This window comes from Pseudomonas sp. WC2 (genome assembly GCF_050586545.1).
GTDB lineage: Bacteria > Pseudomonadota > Gammaproteobacteria > Pseudomonadales > Pseudomonadaceae > Aquipseudomonas.
Genome location: NZ_JBOBDR010000018.1, coordinates 74,679 through 93,529 on the forward strand (window position 1 = coordinate 74,679; position 18,851 = coordinate 93,529).

The 18,851-nt window shown below is 61.0% G+C and carries 18 protein-coding genes; 7 read left to right on the forward strand and 11 right to left on the reverse strand.

Annotation, left to right across the window (positions count from 1 at the left end; genetic code table 11):
- Positions 1–5: 5 nt before the first annotated feature.
- Positions 6–1,976: a hypothetical protein gene (locus ACQ4OE_RS21115; RefSeq protein WP_430947781.1), complete on the forward strand. Its 1,971-nt coding sequence runs from the start codon at positions 6–8 to the stop codon at positions 1,974–1,976.
- Between the two features lie 18 nt (positions 1,977–1,994).
- Here ACQ4OE_RS21115 and ACQ4OE_RS21120 read toward each other — a convergent pair whose 3' ends face one another.
- Complete coding sequence (locus tag ACQ4OE_RS21120; protein WP_430947782.1) at positions 1,995–2,744, reverse strand: substrate-binding periplasmic protein; 750 nt, start codon at positions 2,742–2,744, stop codon at positions 1,995–1,997.
- Between the two features lie 145 nt (positions 2,745–2,889).
- On the opposite strand from ACQ4OE_RS21120, the gene dnaX reads away from it, so the two are divergent.
- The 5 genes from dnaX to ACQ4OE_RS21145 all read left to right on the forward strand — a co-directional run bounded on the left by dnaX (position 2,890) and on the right by ACQ4OE_RS21145 (position 8,714).
- A complete protein-coding gene (gene dnaX, locus ACQ4OE_RS21125) occupies positions 2,890–4,986 on the forward strand; it encodes a DNA polymerase III subunit gamma/tau (RefSeq protein WP_430947783.1) in 2,097 nt (698 codons plus the stop codon).
- Positions 4,987–5,053: 67 nt separating this feature from the next.
- Positions 5,054–5,392, forward strand: coding sequence for a YbaB/EbfC family nucleoid-associated protein (locus tag ACQ4OE_RS21130; RefSeq protein ID WP_003223337.1), 339 nt, complete (start codon positions 5,054–5,056; stop codon positions 5,390–5,392).
- Positions 5,393–5,667: 275 nt separating this feature from the next.
- Positions 5,668–6,702 (forward strand): NADP-dependent oxidoreductase, encoded by a 1,035-nt coding sequence (locus ACQ4OE_RS21135; RefSeq protein ID WP_122592552.1) that lies wholly within the window; start codon positions 5,668–5,670, stop codon positions 6,700–6,702.
- 66 nt (positions 6,703–6,768) lie between these two features.
- On the forward strand, positions 6,769–7,371 hold the full coding sequence (gene recR, locus ACQ4OE_RS21140; protein WP_122592551.1) for a recombination mediator RecR: 603 nt from the start codon (positions 6,769–6,771) through the stop codon (positions 7,369–7,371).
- A 194-nt stretch (positions 7,372–7,565) separates the two neighbouring features.
- On the forward strand, positions 7,566–8,714 hold the full coding sequence (locus tag ACQ4OE_RS21145) for an acyl-CoA dehydrogenase family protein (protein WP_430947784.1): 1,149 nt from the start codon (positions 7,566–7,568) through the stop codon (positions 8,712–8,714).
- Positions 8,715–8,824: 110 nt separating this feature from the next.
- On the opposite strand, the gene ACQ4OE_RS21150 is transcribed toward ACQ4OE_RS21145, so the two are convergent.
- The gene (locus ACQ4OE_RS21150; protein ID WP_007918333.1) at positions 8,825–9,373 is read right to left on the reverse strand and encodes an adenine phosphoribosyltransferase; all 549 of its coding nucleotides are present in this window, start codon (positions 9,371–9,373) and stop codon (positions 8,825–8,827) included.
- Between the two features lie 78 nt (positions 9,374–9,451).
- Positions 9,452–10,186 carry a fumarate/nitrate reduction transcriptional regulator Fnr gene (gene fnr / locus ACQ4OE_RS21155; protein ID WP_122592548.1) on the reverse strand — a complete coding sequence of 245 codons (735 nt, stop codon included), beginning with the start codon at positions 10,184–10,186 and terminating at the stop codon, positions 9,452–9,454.
- A 154-nt stretch (positions 10,187–10,340) separates the two neighbouring features.
- On the opposite strand from fnr, the gene ACQ4OE_RS21160 reads away from it, so the two are divergent.
- Entirely contained in the window at positions 10,341–10,823 is a 483-nt protein-coding gene (locus ACQ4OE_RS21160) for a hypothetical protein (protein ID WP_430947785.1), read from the forward strand.
- Here ACQ4OE_RS21160 and hemN read toward each other — a convergent pair.
- The 8 genes from hemN to ACQ4OE_RS21200 all read right to left on the reverse strand — a co-directional run bounded on the left by hemN (position 10,820) and on the right by ACQ4OE_RS21200 (position 18,808).
- A complete protein-coding gene (hemN, locus tag ACQ4OE_RS21165) occupies positions 10,820–12,202 on the reverse strand; it encodes an oxygen-independent coproporphyrinogen III oxidase (RefSeq protein WP_122592546.1) in 1,383 nt (460 codons plus the stop codon). The genes ACQ4OE_RS21160 and hemN overlap by 4 nt on opposite strands.
- A 170-nt stretch (positions 12,203–12,372) precedes the next feature.
- Entirely contained in the window at positions 12,373–13,056 is a 684-nt protein-coding gene (locus ACQ4OE_RS21170) for a sulfite exporter TauE/SafE family protein (RefSeq protein ID WP_430947786.1), read from the reverse strand.
- Positions 13,049–13,261 carry a cbb3-type cytochrome oxidase assembly protein CcoS gene (ccoS, locus tag ACQ4OE_RS21175; protein WP_122592544.1) on the reverse strand — a complete coding sequence of 71 codons (213 nt, stop codon included), beginning with the start codon at positions 13,259–13,261 and terminating at the stop codon, positions 13,049–13,051. Before ccoS ends, ACQ4OE_RS21170 begins: the two co-directional genes overlap by 8 nt.
- A gap of 24 nt (positions 13,262–13,285) precedes the next feature.
- The gene (locus ACQ4OE_RS21180) at positions 13,286–15,736 is read right to left on the reverse strand and encodes a heavy metal translocating P-type ATPase (RefSeq protein ID WP_430947787.1); all 2,451 of its coding nucleotides are present in this window, start codon (positions 15,734–15,736) and stop codon (positions 13,286–13,288) included.
- A 135-nt stretch (positions 15,737–15,871) separates the two neighbouring features.
- The gene (locus tag ACQ4OE_RS21185) at positions 15,872–16,411 is read right to left on the reverse strand and encodes a FixH family protein (protein ID WP_034152840.1); all 540 of its coding nucleotides are present in this window, start codon (positions 16,409–16,411) and stop codon (positions 15,872–15,874) included.
- A gap of 11 nt (positions 16,412–16,422) precedes the next feature.
- On the reverse strand, positions 16,423–17,838 hold the full coding sequence (gene ccoG, locus ACQ4OE_RS21190; RefSeq protein WP_430947788.1) for a cytochrome c oxidase accessory protein CcoG: 1,416 nt from the start codon (positions 17,836–17,838) through the stop codon (positions 16,423–16,425).
- A 307-nt stretch (positions 17,839–18,145) separates the two neighbouring features.
- Positions 18,146–18,553, reverse strand: a complete 408-nt coding sequence (locus ACQ4OE_RS21195; RefSeq protein ID WP_430947789.1) for a type II toxin-antitoxin system VapC family toxin — start codon at positions 18,551–18,553, stop codon at positions 18,146–18,148.
- Positions 18,554–18,808 carry a type II toxin-antitoxin system Phd/YefM family antitoxin gene (locus ACQ4OE_RS21200; RefSeq protein ID WP_430947790.1) on the reverse strand — a complete coding sequence of 85 codons (255 nt, stop codon included), beginning with the start codon at positions 18,806–18,808 and terminating at the stop codon, positions 18,554–18,556.
- Positions 18,809–18,851 lie beyond the last annotated feature (43 nt).

Genomic DNA, 18,851 nt, shown 5'->3' on the forward strand with positions numbered 1-18,851 from the left:
GTTGTATGCAGCCGGAACATTTTGATTTATCCACCCCTGTGTTCCTGCCGGTCACCCATGATGCCTGCACGGCGCTGTTGCAGGCGGATGGCGAAAAAACACTGGTCAGTCTGACGGAGCCAGAGTTGGCGGCGATCCTCGTCATTCAGAACCTGGCCCAGGCCAGCGAAAAAGACCTCACGGCCAGCACCGCCGAGAAGACGCTCGCCAAGTTGATGGATTGGGCCGTCGATGCCCGGGGCACGGGATCCACCGCCGGTTTGCTCTCAGAGGCGCAGCGCCTGTTCGATCCGCGCAAGTTGTATTTCGGGCTCAATGCGATCAAGGGCCTGAACCTGCGTTTTCTCATGGCTGACGAAGTCGCGGAGCAGGGTTTCCTGTTGGCCGATGGCAAATGGGACGTGGATTACAAGATTCGCCACAAACAGCAGAACAATCCGTTCATCCAGCAAATGGTCACGCCGCGCCACCGCGAGCGTTGGCTGAGCGATGCGCAGGACAAAATGCTGAGAACCTTCCGCGCCAATCTGGACGAAGACCTGCATGTGCAAGGCTATGCGGGCATCGGCAAAAGCCATCTGCTGGGGGCGCTGGTGGAGTGCCTGCGAAGTGACCGGACGTTGATCCTGGCCCGCACGCCGGCCAAGCTGGAAACCTTGCGCAAGCACCTCAAGCAAGCGCAGGACAAGGACGTCGCCCAGACCTTCCGCCATTTCGCGCGAACTCAGTTGTATGGCCCACGGCCTCCGGTGGCCAGAACACCTGCGCGGATGCCGAGCAAGCAAGCGCTCGCGCAGGAGCTGAATATCTTCGGCTTCCGCCGCCACGATGGCCAGGGCACGCTGGACGTCTGTCTGCGTGTGCTTGCGCTGTACTGTGGCTCACGGGATCACAGCTTGTCGGCGCGGCACCTGCCTTTTTTCCAGCAACCCTTGTCGCCTGCCGACACTCAGGTCTTGCTCGAGTATTCAAGTCGCCTGTGGATTTACCTTGAGACGAATCCGGTGTGGGCCAGCCAGACCGGGTTTGAAACCTTGCTGATGATCAAGCGCGCCAGTCTGTCGGGCTGCCGGGTGCCGGCGCGCTATACCCATGTGATCATCGACGAGAGTCAGGATGTGCCGGCGTCGCTGCTGCAAATCATCGAGCGCGGACGGCAGGTGCTGATTACCTTGGGCGATGAGTATCAGCAGGCCAGCGGCGAAGCGATGCAGCGCAAGCGTGAGGTTCGGCAAAGCGACATCAGTTATTCCGTGCGCTCGGGGCGCAATGTCGAGCGGCTGGTTAATCCGCTGATCTCGCGGCACTCGCACAAGAGCAAGGTGCCGTTCGAGGGCGCGCGCAACGCGGACGTCGACATCGAGCACTATCCGCAAGGTTTCGTGCCGCCCGAGGGCTGCGTGATTCTCACTGCATCGCCTTGGGACACGATGATGTGGGCCATCCATCTGCACGACGCCAACTGCGCGTTCAGCTTTCCCGACAAGGACATGCAGGCCGGTCTCAAGCACTTCATGACCACCGCTATCGAGCTGTTCAATCCACAATTCTACGATGCCGAGTTCAGCGAAAAAGGCCGGCATCCGTATTTCAGCGATCTCGTGGATTGGCAGCAGGTGCGTGAGGCCAACCAGTTCGATGAGGCCTTTGTGTGGGTCGAAGCCGAATTGGGAAAAGGCTTCAGAATGGCTGATTTGACTCGCTTGAACGGCCGGGTCGGCGAGCCGGGCAAGGCCTGTATGATGATGATGGCCGAGCAGGCGGGGGGGATGGAGTTCAATCGCGTCCTGCTGACGGGGGCGTTGCTCAGCAATGAGAAATTCAAGGATGCCTACGAATTCGATCAGCGGATCTGTGCCGTGTACATCGCCATTTCCCGTGCGCGGCAACAGCTTTATCTGCCTTACGACGTCGTCGAGTGGATCGAGTATCACGACAGCCGTGAGCCGAAATTCCGCGAGTCGCACGGGTATTGAACGCGCTCTCACAGGGAATCAAGGTTTGTCCTCTGCGCTACCGGTATACAAACGGATAATGTCATCAATCTCCCCCGACATTTTCATCCGCAGCAAGGTGCGCAATATCCGCTGCACCGGTACGTTCGGGTCGTTTCTGACATAGCAGCCGACCTGCTGCTCCTGCAGCACCGCGACGCCTTGCAACTTCTGCTCGGGCGGCAGGCGTTGATTGAGCCAGTCCAGCGTCCACTGGTTGCTCACCGCATAGCGGTAGCGCCCGGCCAGGAGTTTTTCCAGAACCTGTTCCTGATTGCGCGCATCTTCGCGCTGCAGTTGGCCACTATCGAACAAGGGCTGCAGGGTGGGGTAGGTGTAGCCGAGCACGGTGCCGATCGATTGGCGTGGCAGGGTTTTCGCGTCAACGCTGGTGGGCGGGCCTTGGCGGCTGACCAACAGATCGCGTTGAAACAGCAGCGGCAGGCTCCAGATGTAATCCCCGGACTGGTTTGGCAGCCACGACTGCGCCGCATAGCAGCGCACGTCGATCTCGCCGTGCTCCATGGCGCTCTGCACACGGGTGCGCGGCAGCACATGAAATTGCGCCGGAACGCCGACCTGGGTGGCCAGGCTGAGCATGATGTCGTAAAGAATGCCTTGGGTCGGGCGGCCGCGTTCGTATTGCACCATCGGCATCGCCCAACTGTCGGGCATGGCAAAGCGCAACGGGGTTTCCGCTGCCGTTACGCTCAGGCTGATTCCCAGCAGTGCCCCCAAGGCCCAACGCATAAACGCTCCGGTAATTCCCTGTCCTGAGCCGATAAAAGCCTCTGCTCATGCAGCTTAGCCACATTAGACGAGGACACCGGATGCAATTTTGCCCTTGCTCCGCTAGCATTAGCCGCTTCTGCTTCCTTCGCTGCGACGGTTTTCGATGAGTTATCAGGTTCTTGCACGTAAATGGCGTCCGCGCTCGTTCCGCGAAATGGTCGGCCAGACCCATGTGCTCAAGGCTCTGATCAATGCCTTGGACAGCCAACGGCTGCACCATGCGTACCTGTTCACCGGTACGCGCGGGGTCGGTAAGACCACCATTGCGCGGATCATCGCCAAATGCCTGAACTGTGAGACAGGTATCACTTCCAGCCCGTGCGGCGAATGCTCGGTGTGCCGGGAAATCGACGAGGGCCGTTTCGTCGATCTGATCGAGATCGACGCCGCGAGCCGCACCAAGGTCGAAGACACCCGCGAACTGCTCGACAACGTCCAGTACGCCCCGAGCCGTGGGCGCTTCAAGGTCTATCTGATCGACGAAGTGCACATGCTGTCCAGCCATTCCTTCAATGCGCTGCTGAAAACCCTCGAAGAGCCGCCGCCGTACGTCAAATTCATCCTGGCAACCACCGATCCGCAGAAACTTCCGGCAACGATTTTGTCGCGCTGCCTGCAGTTCTCCCTGAAGAACATGACGCCGGAACGCGTGGTCGAGCATTTGACCCACGTGCTGACCGCCGAGAACGTGCCGTTCGAAGACGATGCACTGTGGCTGCTCGGTCGCGCCGCTGACGGTTCGATGCGTGACGCCATGAGCCTGACCGATCAGGCCATCGCCTTCGGTGAAGGCAAGGTGCTCGCCACCGACGTGCGCGCGATGCTTGGCACGCTGGATCATGGTCAGGTCTATGACGTCCTGCATTCGCTGATCGAAGGCGATGCCAAGGCGTTGCTCGAAGCCGTGCGTCACCTGGCCGAGCAGGGCCCGGACTGGAACGGCGTGCTCTCGGAAATCCTTAACGTGCTGCACCGCGTGGCCATCGCCCAGGCGCTGCCGGAAGGCGTCGACAACGGCCACGGCGACCGCGATCGCGTGTTGGCTTTGGCGCAGGCCTTGCCGGCCGAAGACGTGCAGTTTTACTACCAGATGGGCCTGATCGGTCGCCGCGATTTGCCGCTGGCGCCGGATCCTCGTGGCGGTTTCGAAATGGTCCTGCTGCGGATGCTCGCCTTCAGGCCCGCCGATACCGCGGACGCGCCGAGGCAACCGCTAAAGCCAGTGGGGATCAGCCAGGCCACAGTTGATTCCGCAAACTCAGTGGCTGCCGCGCCTAAACCTGCGCCGGTAGTCGCTGCGGCTGTTGCGCCGGCGCCAGCGCCAGTGGCTGCACCTGCGCCGGCTCCCGAGCCTGCGCCGGTGGCTACTGTTGCTGCGCCAGAGCCTGAGCCAGCGCCGGTCATCGCTGAAGAAGTGGTCGATCTGCCTTGGAATGATCCGGTAGAGACTGCGCCCGAAGCCGAGTCCGAGCCTGAACCGGCCCAGCAACCCGCCGTCGAGCCGGTGCTGGAAACCACCGCCGAGCAACCCGACTTGCCGCCGATGCCGCTGCCGACTCCGGACAGCGTCGTCCCGGAGGCGCCTGAGTGGGCCGCCGCGCCGATTCCCGAGCCTTCGGTCGCCGAGGTCGATGCCGCGACACCGGGCATGGACCTGGACGACGAGCCGCCGCTGGACGAGGATTACATCGAGCCGGACATGGATTCGGCCTACAGCTACCTCGACGAACTGGCCAGCGAACACGCCGCCGAACCTGCGCCGGAGCCCGAGCCAGAACCTGCAGCCGCGCCGGCCACCGGTCTGGCGTTGCAATGGCTGGAGCTGTTCCCGCAACTGCCGATTTCCGGCATGACCGGCAGCATCGCCGCCAACTGCACGTTGATCGCTGTGGATGGCGACCACTGGCTGATGCACCTCGACCCGGCGCACAGCGCACTGTTCAACGCCACGCAACAGCGGCGTCTCAACGATGCGCTGAACCAGTTTCACGGTCGTACGCTGACGCTGACTATCGAGCTGATCAAGCCCGAGCAGGAAACCCCGGCCCAGGCTGCGTCCCGTCGCCGTGCCAACCGTCAGCGCGAGGCGGAGGAGTCGATTCACGGCGATCCGTTCATCCAGCAGATGGTTCAGCAGTTCGGCGCGGTGGTGCGACACGATACTATTGAACCTGTCGAGGCTCTGGTCACTCAGGGCTAATAACTGAAGGCGTTCGGCTGCATTGGCCGGGCGCTGTTTTGATCCAAGTACTTTTGAGGTGATTCCCATGATGAAAGGTGGCATGGCCGGCCTGATGAAGCAGGCGCAGCAGATGCAGGAAAAAATGGCCAAGATGCAGGAAGAACTGGCCAACGCTGAAGTCACCGGTAAGGCCGGCGGCGACATGGTCACCGTGGTGATGACCGGTCGTCACGACGTCAAAAGCGTGAGCATCGACCCAAGCCTGGTCGAAGGTCTGAGCGAAGACGACAAGGAAATGCTTGAAGCCGTTGTTGCTGCCGCCGTCAACGACGCCGTGCGCAAGATCGAAGCCAACAGCCAGGAAAAAATGGGCAGCATGACCGCCGGCATGAACCTGCCAGCGGGTATGAAACTGCCATTCTGATTCGCCATCCGGCGACAGATGAGCTACACAAAATGCCAGGCATTGCGCCTGGCATTTTTGTTTCTGGCTGATCGTTCCCACGCTCTGCGTGGGAACGCAGCCCGGGACGCTCCGCGTCCCAAGTACAGAGCCGAAGCGGAGCGTCCGTTGAGGCATTCCCACGCGGAGCATGGGAACGATCAACCCCGGCTACCTGAAGAAACATCGAACACACCCTAGCCACAACGGTCTGCTCCCTATACTCGCTGAATTCACACTTCACAGGAGACGCTGACATGTCCGACCCTCTCACGCTCAACCAACGCTTCGTTCTCGCTTCACGCCCGGTGGGCGCGCCGACCCCGGAAAACTTCCGCCTCGAACGCGAAGCCCTGCCTGATCTGCAAGACGGCGAGGTGCTGTTGAAAACCCTGTACCTGTCCCTCGATCCCTACATGCGCGGACGCATGAGCGACGCACCTTCCTACGCCGCGCCGGTGCAAATCGGCGAAGTGATGACCGGCGGCGCTGTCAGCCGAGTCGAAGATTCGCGTCATCCAAAATTCCATAAGGGCGATCTGGTAGTCGGTGCTACCGGTTGGCAGAGCCACAGCATCAGCGACGGCCGCAACATCATTCCGATCCCGTCCGGGCTGCCGAGCCCGTCGATGGCCTTGGGTGTGCTGGGCATGCCGGGCATGACCGCTTACATGGGCCTGATGGATATTGGCCAGCCGAAAGAAGGCGAGACACTCGTGGTCGCCGCTGCTTCCGGTGCGGTCGGTTCGGTGGTCGGGCAAGTGGCGAAGATCAAAGGCCTGCGCGCGGTCGGTGTGGCCGGCGGTGCCGAGAAGTGCAAGTACGTGGTCGAAGAGCTGGGTTTTGACGCCTGCATCGATCACAAGGCACCTGATTTCGCCGAGCAACTGGCCAAGGCCTGTCCCGATGGCATCGACGTCTATTACGAAAACGTCGGTGGCCATGTGTTTGACGCCGTGGTGCCGCTGCTCAATCCCAAGGCGCGGATTCCGTTGTGCGGCCTGATCGCCGGTTACAACGCCTCTGAGGCTCCTGAAGGCCCGGATCGTCTGCCGATGCTGCAACGCACGCTGCTGACCAAACGCGTGCGCATCCAAGGCTTCATCGTGTTCGACGATTACGGTGACCGTCAGCCGGAATTCATCAGCCACATGGTGCCGTGGGTGCGCGATGGCAAGGTGAAATTCCGCGAAGACGTGGTCGACGGCCTGGAGCAGGCGCCCGAAGCGTTTATCGGTCTGCTGGAGGGGCGTAACTTCGGCAAACTGGTGGTTCGGGTTGCGCAGGACTGAGTATTTGACGCTGGCCAGAGGCGCGGGTATAAACCGCGTCTCGTTGTTTAGTCGGACTGTTTATCCATGAGCTTCAGCCCTTTGATTCGCCAACTGATCGATGCTTTGCGTACTTTGCCGGGCGTCGGTCAGAAAACCGCCCAGCGCATGGCGTTGCAGTTGCTCGAACGTGACCGCAGCGGCGGCTTGCGTCTGGCCCAGGCCCTCAGCCAGGCCATGGAAGGGGTTGGCCACTGCCGCCAGTGCCGCACGCTGACCGAAGACGATTTGTGCCCGCAATGCGCCGACACCCGCCGCGACGACACGTTGCTGTGCGTGGTGGAAGGGCCGATGGACGTGTACGCGGTCGAGCAGACCGGTTTCCGCGGTCGTTATTTTGTCCTCAAGGGACATTTGTCGCCGCTCGATGGCTTGGGGCCTGAGGCCATCGGCATTCCGCAGTTGATGACGCGGATTGAAGAGGCGGGCACGTTTGCCGAAGTCATCCTCGCCACCAATCCGACGGTGGAAGGCGAGGCGACGGCGCATTACATCGCGCAATTGCTGAACAACAAAGGCCTGATTGCCTCGCGCATTGCTCACGGCGTGCCGTTGGGGGGTGAGCTGGAACTGGTCGATGGCGGCACGCTGGCGCATTCGTTTGCCGGGCGGAAACCGATTTCCCTGTAAATTCTGTGGTGCTTGATTTCACGCCTTCGCGAGCAGGCTCGCTCCCACAGGGGATTTGTGAACGACACAAAAACCAATGTGGGAGCGAGCCTGCTCGCGAATGGCGCGCCTCGGTCTGTCTGACTCACACAATCTTGTTGAAAACCAAGCAAGCGCTCGGTTAAGTTCGGCGAACCCTTCCGTGGAGCTCGCCCATGCCTGCCTTTCAGGAATACTTCGCCCCCAGCCATCAAATGGTCCGTGACAGCGTCAGACGCTTCGTCGAACGCGAGATCCTGCCGGACATCGATCAGTGGGAAGAAGCCGAAAGCTTCCCCCGTGAGCTGTACCTGAGGGCTGGCGCCGCCGGAATACTCGGTATCGGTTACCCCGAGGCGCTCGGTGGCAGCCATGAAGGCGATCTGTTCGCCAAGGTCGCCGCCAGTGAGGAACTCATGCGCAGCGGCTCAGGCGGGCTTGTCGCAGGGCTCGGCTCGCTGGATATCGGCCTGCCGCCGATCGTCAAATGGGCGCGGTCCGAGGTGCGCGATCGCGTTGTCCCGCAAGTGCTCAGCGGCGAAAAGATCAGTGCATTGGCGGTCACCGAGCCCGGCGGCGGCTCCGATGTTGCCAACCTGCAAACCCGCGCCGTACGTGACGGCGACGTCTATCGGGTCAGCGGCAGCAAAACCTTTATCACCAGTGGCGGGCGCGCCGATTTCTACACCGTTGCGGTGCGCACCGGTGCGCCGGGTTTCGGCGGCATCAGCCTGTTGTTGATCGAGAAGGGCACGCCCGGTTTCACCGTCGGCCGTCAGCTGAAGAAAATGGGCTGGTGGGCGTCGGACACGGCGGAATTGTTCTTCGACGACTGCCGCGTGCCTGTAGGAAATCTGATCGGCGCCGAGAACATGGGCTTCGCCTGCATCATGGGCAATTTCCAGAGTGAACGGCTGGCGCTGGCGTTGATGGCCAACATGACTTCCCAGTTGGCGCTGGAGGAAAGCCTGAAATGGGCGCGCGAGCGTGAAGCGTTCGGTAAACCAATCGGCAAGTTTCAGGTGATCAAGCATCGGCTGGCAGAGATGGCCACGGCGCTGGAGGTGTCGCGGGAATTCACTTATCGGCAAGCGGCGAAAATGGCGGCGGGGCAGAGTGTGATCAAGGAAATTTCCATGGCGAAGAACTTTGCCACGGACACCTCGGACCGGATCACCAACGAAGCGGTGCAGATTCTCGGCGGGCTCGGTTACATGCGCGAAAGTCTGGTGGAGCGGCTGTATCGGGATAACCGCATCTTGTCGATTGGCGGCGGGACGCGAGAGGTGATGAACGAGATCATCAGCAAGCAGATGGGGCTTTAGGTTTTGCAGTGAGGCTGCCGACCCCTTCGCGAGCAGGCTCGCTCCCACAGGAGAATGCATTCCAAATGTGGGAGCGAGCCTGCTCGCGAAAGCTATCTGGCAGTCGCCGCTTACTTATCAGTCAGGGCAAACTGCGTCAGGCAGAACGTAGGAATGCCCATGTCCTCAAGACGCTGCGAGCCTTGCAGCTCCGGCAGATCAATGATCGCCGCCGCCTCATGCACCCGCGCGCCCATGCGGCGAATCAGGTTGGCCGCTGCGATCAGCGTGCCGCCGGTGGCGATCAAATCATCGAACATCACCACCGAATCGCCTTCACACAGGCTATCGGCGTGTACTTCCAGGAACGCTTCGCCGTACTCGGTGGCGTACCCCTCGGCCAGCACGTCCGCCGGCAGTTTGCCTTGCTTGCGGAACAGCACCAGCGGCTTGTTCAGCTGATAGGCCAGTACCGAACCGATCAGGAAGCCACGGGCATCCATCGCACCGATGTGGGTGAAGTCGGCTTCGACATAGCGGTGGGCGAAGCTGTCCATCACCAGGCGCAGGGCCGTTGGCGACTGAAACAGTGGGGTGATGTCGCGAAAGATCACGCCCGGTTTCGGGAAGTCGATCACGGGGCGGATAAGGGATTTGATGTCGAAGGAGTCGAAGACCATCGTCGAGGTGTCCTGGCAGGGCTGCAAACGGCGCAGTATACCCGCGGCTGAAACGCTTCGCTCAACCGCGGATCGAGATCAGCCTTCGATCGAGCCACCGGCCAGCGCGCAGAGCTGGATCGGGTCGAGGATGTGAATCTCCTTGCCCTCGGCGGCGATCAGCTGGTTTTGCTGGAAGCGGGTGAACACGCGGGACACGGTTTCCACCGCCAGACCGAGGTAGTTGCCGATTTCGTTACGCGACATTGCAAGGCGGAATTGATTGGCCGAAAAGCCGCGAGCGCGGAAGCGCGCGGACAGGTTGACCAGAAACGTAGCGATGCGCTCGTCGGCGGTCTTCTTCGACAACAGCAGCATCATTTGCTGGTCATCGCGGATTTCGCGGCTCATCACGCGCATCAGCTGGCGGCGCAGTTGCGGCAGTTGCAGGGCCAGTTCGTCGAGGCGTTCGAAGGGGATTTCGCAGACCGAGGTGGTTTCCAGCGCTTGGGCCGACACCGGATGTTTCTCGGTGTCCATGCCGGACAGGCCGACCAGTTCGCTCGGCAGGTGAAAGCCAGTCAGTTGTTCCTCGCCACTGTCGCTCAGGCTGAAGGTCTTCAGGGCGCCGGAGCGTACTGCATAAACGGAATCGAACGTGTCGCCCTGACGGAACAGGAACTCGCCCTTTTTCAACGGGCGGCCGCGTTTAACGATTTCGTCCAGCGCATCCATGTCTTCCAGATTCAGAGAAAGTGGCAGGCAGAGAGGGGCCAGGCTGCAATCCTTGCAATGGGCCTGGTTGTGAGCGCGCAGTTTAACTGGCTCGGACATTTCTTTAATCCTTGTGGGAAAACACACATAAGCCGTAAGGGTAACCCACGGGAGGACATTCAGGCCAGTCTGAGGCGACTTTGCCCTACAGCCATCAAGCCGCACGGCAAGCCGCCGATAAACAGGTATCAGAACGCATACAAGGAAGGCTTCGATGACCGCCATTGGCACGCTGGGCCCCGGTAACAGCGACGTTGCGGCGATGCCGGAAACGTTGAAAACTTCTTCTGGCACTGCACGCGAAGCAGGCTTGACCGAAGAGGCAACCCCGACCTTGGTCGAGGGCGTCAAAGTGTCGCTGTCCGGTGCCTCGATTGATAAAGCCGCGAGTGTCGGTGGCGAAAACAGCGACATCGACGACAGCGGGCTGCCGGAGAACATCCAGCAATTGCTGAAGATGATCCGCAAACTGCAGAAGCAGATCGCCGAGAAAAAAGCGCTCATCGAAGCGGTCATGGCCGACAAACGCCTTTCCAACGAAGAAAAGATCAACAAACTCGCGGCACTGCGCGGCGCCATCGCCGCGTTGAACAGCGGGCTGATCACCGCCAATCTGGCCTTGTCCAAAGTGGTCGGGCAGTCGGGCCTGACGGCGGATCAGAACCTCAAAGTCGGTTCGCTGCTGATGAAAAACTAGATCACCCGCGAGAAACGCTGGCGGTTCTGCTGCTCAAGGTAAGCGTCAAACACCATGCACACCGAGCGCACCAGCAGCCGTCCGGCCGGCAACACCACGATCCGTTCACGATCCAGCTCAATCAGGCCATCGTCGGCCATGCCTTGCAGTTGCGGCCACAGCGCGCCGAAATAACCCTGAAAGTCGATGTTGAACTGCTGCTCGATGTCTGCGAATTCCAGACTGAAATTGCAGATCAGTTGCTGGATCACCGCTCGGCGCAGACGGTCGTCGGCGTTGCACACCAGGCCACGGCTGGTCGCCAGTTGCGCGGCGGCGAGAGTGTTCTGGTATTGGCTGAGGTCGCTGCTGTTCTGGCAGTACAGATCACCGATCTGGCTGATCGCCGACACGCCCAGGCCAATCAGGTCGCAATGGCCGTGGGTGGTGTAACCCTGGAAGTTGCGCTGCAGGGTTTCTTCCTCCTGAGCGACCGCCAGTTCGTCGTCGGGCAGGGCGAAGTGATCCATGCCGATGTAGCGGTAGCCGGCAGCGGTCAGTTGTTCAATGGTGCGCTCGAGCATTTCCAGCTTCTGCGCCGGGCTTGGCAATTCGTTGGCATTGATCCGCCGTTGCGGCATGAAGCGCTCTGGCAGGTGCGCGTAATTGAATACCGAGAGGCGGTCCGGTTGCAGGCTGATCACTTCTTCGACGGTGCGGGCGAAGTTGTCTGGGGTTTGCTTGGGCAAACCGTAGATCAAGTCGATGTTGATCGAGCGAAATTGCAGGGTGCGCGCCGCATCGATCACCGCACGGGTCTCTTCCAGACTTTGCAGGCGATTGACCGCTCGCTGCACCGTCGGATCAAGGTCCTGCAGGCCGATGCTGACCCGATTGAAGCCCAACTCGCGCAGCAAACCCATGGTCGACCAATCGGCTTCGCGCGGATCGATTTCGATGCCGTAATCGCCGGAGTCGTCGTCGAGCAAATTGAAATGCTTGCGCAGGTGCGCCATCAACTGACGCAGTTCGTCGTGGCTGAGAAAGGTCGGCGTGCCGCCGCCGAAGTGCAGTTGCTCGACTTTCTGCGCCGGGTCGAGGTGACAGGCGATCAGCTGGATTTCCTGCTCCAGCCGTTGCAGATACGGCAGGGCGCGACCGCGATCCTTGGTGATGACTTTGTTGCAGGCGCAGTAGTAACAAATATTCGCGCAGAACGGCACATGCACGTACAGCGACAACGGGCGCAGGGCCTTGCGGCTGTCGCGCAGGGCGTGGAACAGGTCGAAGGTGCCGACCTGACTGTGAAATTGCACAGCGGTCGGATAGGAGGTGTAGCGCGGCCCCGCCAGATCGTAACGGCGGAGCAGATCAGAGTCCCAACGAATGGCGTCGAGCATGCGGGCATTCCCCCGGATAGGCTGGCAGTGTGGCGAGTCTATCGGGGTGCGGCGATGGGGCACTTGATTTGCATCAACAGCATAAGATCAAAAGATCGCAGCCTTCGGCAGCTCCTACAGGGAAACGCATTCCAAAGGTAGGAGCTGCCGAAGGCTGCGATCTTTTGATCTTAATGGCCCATGAGCCAATGCTGATGCGGGCCGGGCAGGGTCCAGATGCCGAAGAGAATCACCAGCAACCCGCCGGCCATGCGCACGCTGCGTTTGCGCAACAGCGCAGTGACGCGTTCTGCGGCAAGGCCCGTCGCGAGCAATACCGGCCAAGTGCCGAGGCCAAAGGCGAGCATCAACAACGCACTGTCCAGCGCATTGCCCTGACTCGCTGACCACAACAACGTGCTGTAAACCAGTCCACACGGCAGCCAGCCCCATAACGCACCGAGCAATAGCGCACGGGGCACACTCGACACCGGTAACAAGCGATTGGCCACTGGCTGAATGTAGCGCCAAAGACCGCGTCCAAGGCTTTCGATGCGGGTCAGTCCGCTCCACCACCCGGCCAGGTACAAGCCCATGGCAATCAACAAAAAACCGGCCAACACGCGCATGAACAGCGCCGCCGGACTGTTCGCCACGGCCCAGCCCGCCAGCCCGATCAGCAATCCCGCCGTGGCATAACTGAGAATCCGTCCGAGGTTATACGCCAGCAATAAACGAAAACGCCGGCTGCGTTGTTCCTTTGGAATCGCCAGGGTCAGCGCGCCCATCAAGCCGCCGCACATCCCGAGGCAATGGCCGCCGCCGAGCAGGCCGAGAATCAGTGCCGAGACCAGCAGGGGCGCCAGTTCAAGCATGGGGTGGCGCCTTGTCGTCCGGCTTGTTGGCGTTGGCTTCATCCACCGCCGCGGTGTGGTTCGGGTCCTGATCGTCGAACAGGATGCTGTGCGCCGGGCCGTCGAGGTCGTCGTACTGACCGCTGTCCACCGCCCAGAAAAAGATATACACGGCGATGGCCACAATCAGCAGGGCGGCCGGGATCATCACGTAGAGAGCTGGCATCGGTACTCCAGGCGTCCGCGCGGCTCAGGCCGGCAGCGGACGGGTTTCTGACGAGGCGCTGGCCTTCGGCGTACTCGGCAGGCGAGTCAGGCGCAGGGCGTTCAACACCACGGTCAACGAACTGATCGACATGCCGACGGCGGCCCATATCGGGGTGATCCAGCCGAGGGCGGCGAACGGCAACATGAGGCCATTGTACAGCGCCGCCCACAGCAGGTTCTCGATGATTACCCGGCGGGTGCGCCGCGCCAGTGTGAAGGCTTGCACCAAAGCGTCGAGGCGATTGGACAGCAGCACGGCGTCGGCACTGGTTTTCGCCAGATCGGTGGCCGAACCCATGGCGACACTGATGTCGGCCGCCGCGAGCACCGGCACATCGTTGACCCCATCACCGAGCATCAGCACTTTGCGACCTTCCTTGTGTAGCTGCTGCAGCACTTGCAGTTTGTCGTCGGGGCGCAAGCCGCCACGGGCCTCGTCAATGCCCAGTTCGGCGGCGACGCTGGCGACCATCGGCGAGCTGTCGCCGGACAACAGCAATGTGCGCCAACCGCGCGCCCTGCACGCGGCGAGCAGGGCGGGGGCGTCGTCGCGCAGGCGATCATCGAGAACGAACCACGCCAGTGGCCCCTGACTGTCGCCGAGCAGTAACCATTGGCCCGCCTCGTTCGGCATCGTCGGCACAGTGGCGCCGCTGAGGGCGCAGACAAATTCCGCCTGGCCAATGCGCAAACGCTGTTCGCCAATCAGCCCTTCGAGGCCAAGCCCCGGCGTGCTGTGGACGTCTTCCGCGGCCAGCGGTGCGCGGCCAAACGCGCGGGCAATCGGATGTTCCGAACGGTTTTCCAACGCGGCGGCGAGGCTCAGGCATTGTTCGCTGTCGAGCACGCCGAGGGGGCGAATCGAGCGCAGCACCAAACGGCCCTCGGTAAGGGTGCCGGTCTTGTCGAAGATCACCGTATCGATTTGATTGAGGCCTTCGAGCACATGACCACGGGTCAGCAGCAAACCGAGTTTGTGCAGCGTGCCGGTGGCGGCGGTCAGGGCCGTCGGCGTTGCCAGCGACAACGCGCAGGGGCAGGTCGCGACCAGCATGGCGAGGACGATCCAGAACGCCCGCGATGAATCCAGTTGCCACCACAACAGGCCGATGGCGGCCGCAGCGATGAGCGATAACAGCAAAAACCATTGCGCGGCGCGGTCGGCGATTTCGGCCAGGCGCGGTTTTTCTGCCTGAGCGCGGTCGAGCAGACGTACGATGGCCGACAATCGCGTGTCGTGTCCCAGCGCCTGCACTTCAACGGTCAGCGCGCCTTCGACGTTCAGCGTACCGGCAGTGACTGCATCCCCGAGCGTGCGCGGTTGCGGCAGGTATTCACCGGTCAGCAACGACTCATCGATGCTCGATTGGCCGTCGATGATCTTGCCGTCTGCCGGTAACACCGAGCCGGGTTGCACGAGAATCCTGTCGCCCAAGCGCAATTCGCTGAGCAGGATGCGTTCGCTCTGGCCTGTGTCGTCGAGGCGCAGGCACGATGCCGGCAACAGGTTTACCAGCTGCGCGGTCGCGGCGGCGGTGCGTTCCCGGGCGCGGCGTTCCAGATAGCGTCCGGCGAGCAGGAACAACGCAAACATGCCCACCGCATCGAAATACAACTCGCCGACGCCGGTGATCGAGGTCCAGATTCCGGCAATGTAGGCGCTGCCGATGGCCAGCGAGACCGAGACATCCATGGTCAAGTGTCGCGTACGCAAATCGCGCATCGCGCCTTTGAAGAACGGCGCGCAGCTGTAGAACACGATCGGCGTGGTCAGGAACAGCGCGACCCAACGCAGGATCGTGTGCAGTTCGGGGCTCAGGTCGATATTGAATTCCGGCCAGGTGGCCATGGTTGCCATCATTGCCTGAAACCACAGCAGCCCGGCCACGCCGAGCTGGCGCAAAGCGAGGCGGTTTTCGCTGGCCAGTTGTTCGCTGGCGCGGTCGGCCTGATACGGGTGGGCGGCGTACCCGATGTGGCGCAGTTCGGCGAGAATCTGGCTCAGCGGCAATTGCCCGTCGGCCCAGCTCACGTGCAAGCGATGGTTGGACAAATTCAGTCGCGCTTCGGCTACGGCGGGCAGCGTGCGCAGGTGTTTTTCGATCAGCCAGCCGCAAGCCGCGCAACTGATGCCTTCCATCAACAGGGTGGTTTCGGCCAGATCGCCTTCGTGCCGAACGAACGGTTGCTGGACGTCGGCGCGATCATACAGCGCCAGTTCGTCGGTCAATTGCACCGGCAGCGCTTCGGGGTTGGCCGAGGCTTCGCTGCGGTGTTGATAGTAGCTTTCGAGGCCACCGGCGACGATGGCTTCGGCCACGGCCTGACAGCCCGGGCAGCAGAACTCGCGGGACTCCCCGAGCACGACAGCGGTGAAGCGGCTGCCGGACGGGACGGGCAGGGCGCAGTGGTAGCAGGGGAGTGGGGTGGTCATGGCACGCGTTCCGATGATCGTTCCCACGCTCCGCGTGGGAATGCCTCCCCGGACGCTCCGCGTCCGCTTCGGCTGGGACGCGGAGCGTCCCTGGCTGCGTTCCCACGCAGAGCGTGGGAACGATCAGAGTCTGGCTTACTTCTTCAGATCTTCCGCGCCTTGCAGCGGTTCATCACCGAGCAGCAAATCCTTGTCATGGCTGACCAGTTCTTCTTCGAACATGCGCCACACATGGTCATCCTGACTGCCGAGCAGTTCGACAAAACGACGGCCTTCAACCTTGTCGCCCAACTGACCGATATAACGGCCGGTTTCGCTTTCGCTGCGAGTCAGAACGATCTTGCGGTCCTTCTCTGGCTGGGTCGGCGAGATCAGATTCAGCTCCAGAGTTTTCGGCTGGCTGTCACCGCTCAAGCGCAAATCGACTTCACCGGTGACGTCATCCAGATGCACAGCCGCGCGCATCTTCAGGTTCTGCGCCAGCAGCTCACGGTCCAGGGAACGGTTGATGCCTTTGCCAGCCTCGTAATAGTTGTCGTTGACCAGGTTATCCGGGTTGTTCACCGCGATGGTCACCATCGACAGGGTCAGGGTCACCGAACAGGCCAGAATCCCGATGATGATCCATGGCCAAAGATGCTTGTACCAGGGACTTGCGGCGTTTGCTGCGGGCATGTTCAGTTCTCTTAACGGATTTGTGGGCCGATGAATCGGCTCTTGGCTTCAACGTGGACGCTGTCGTCATCGGCATCCTTGAGGGTGAATTTCACCTCGTTGGTGCTTGATGGCAATTGTTCCGGTGCGCTCGACAACTCGACCGGCATGCTGAAAATATCGCCGGCCGCGACTTTGATCTCGCGTTTGCCTTGCAGGCGCAGGTCCGGCAGCCCGGAGGCTTCGAGCACATAGGTGTGGTCGCGCTGGTCCTTGTTCATGATCTTCAGGCTGTAGACGTTTTCTATCCGGCCTTCGGCGTTTTCGCGGTAGAGCACGCGGTCCTTGCTGACGTCGAAACCGACCAGCGAACGCATGACGAACGCAGTGACCAAGAGGCTGATCATCGCCAGCAACACCACGGCATAGCCGATCAGGCGTGGCCGCAGTTTATGGGTTTTCTGCCCGGAGAGGTTGTGTTCGGTGGTATAGCTGATCAACCCGCGCGGGTAGTCCATTTTGTCCATGATGCTGTCGCAGGCATCGATGCACGCGGCACAGCCGATGCATTCGATCTGCAGGCCGTCGCGGATGTCGATGCCGGTCGGGCAGACCTGCACGCACATCGTGCAATCGATGCAATCGCCCAGGCCTTGCGCCTTGTAGTCGATGCCTTTCTTGCGCGGACCACGGCTTTCGCCGCGACGCGGATCGTAGGAAACAATCAGCGTGTCCTTGTCGAACATCACGCTTTGAAAGCGCGCATACGGGCACATGTAGATACACACCTGCTCGCGCAACCAGCCGGCGTTGCCGTAGGTGGCGAGGGTGAAAAAACCGACCCAGAAATACGACCAGCCATCGGCCTGGCCGGTGAAGAACTCGAAAACCAGTTCACGGATCGGCGAGAAGTAACCGACGAAAGTCATGCCGGTGACGAAACCGATCAACAGCCACAACGCGTGCTTGGCGGCTTTGCGCAGGAATTTGTTGCCGCTCATCGGCGCCTTGTCGAGCTTGATGCGCTGGTTGCGGTCGCCCTCGGTGACCTTTTCGCACCACATGAAAATCCACGTCCACACGCTTTGCGGGCAGGTGTAGCCGCACCAGACGCGCCCGGCGTAAACCGTGATGAAGAACAGGCCGAACGCGGCAATGATCAACAGGCCCGAGAGCAGAATGAAGTCTTGAGGCCAGAACGTGGCGCCGAAGATAAAGAATTTGCGCTCCGGCAGGTTCCACCACACGGCCTGATGGCCGCCCCAGTTCAGCCAGACCGTGCCGAAATACAGCAGGAACAATGCAGCGCCGCCCATCATCCGCAAATTGCGGAACAGGCCAGTGAAAGCGCGGGTGTAGATTTTTTCTCGTGAGGCGTAAAGATCAACGCTGTTGTTCGCGTTTTTGCTCGGTGGCGTGACGTCGTGTACCGGAATCTGGTTGCTCATCATTGCATCCCACGGCAGTGGAAAAATGCCTCGGTCGATACGTGCCAACCGCGGTCAAAAAGAGTTATTGCAGTGGTGCGATGATACGCCTGTCGCTCTGGATCAAGGGTGCGACCTTTGGTCGCGTTGGGGAACAAACCTGAATGGTGTAGCGAATGCAGCAAAGCATGATGCAGGTCAATTGACTATAGACGATGGGTGTTGCTGGGATCGCCTGCAATTGAGAAGGGCAGCACGTACGCCGCCCCGCTTTCACCCATTGATCAGGGCAGTCGACCACCGCCAAGGCAGATATGACTGTGCCCCATCACTCCCAAGGATTGATCAACGCGACGCCGCTGGATTTGAAATCACCGGTGTTACGCGTCACCACCGTCAGCCCGTGAACCAGCGCCGTGGCCGCGATCAGGGCGTCACTTTCATTGGCGCTGTCCGGCACATGAAGGCTGGCGCAGCGCAGGGCAACGGCGGCATCGACCGGCAGGATCCGCGCATCGAAAGCTGGCATCACGTGGCGCTTGAGCCAATGGCGCAACACTTTGCCCTGCGCCGGATCGCGACGCTCCATGCGCAGGACGCCCGTTTCCAGTTCTTTCAGGGTGATGGCCGAGATGAACAGGCGAGGAGCGATGACGGTATTGGCCCAGGCGACGACGTTTTTATCGGCCTTGGGTTTACGCAGTTCGGAAATCACATTGGTGTCGAGTAAATACATTCAGGACAGATCCACTGGGCGGTGAGTGATCACGGCACGCTCGGTTTCAAACTCGATGTCTGCCGCTTCGGGCATGACCAGGAGGTCGACAATGCTGGCGTTGGTGCCGGTCAGTTTTTCGTAGTCCTCAATGCTTAGCAGCACATGTGCAGGCTTGCCACGGTCGGTGATGATGACCGGGCCCTGAAGCGCGGCCTTTTTGGCACCACTTGTGTCCTGATTGAATTCACGGCTTGAAAGGGTAGTGATGGCCATTCTGGCGTCCTCTCCTGAGGCAGATTTGTAGAAACGTTACTAC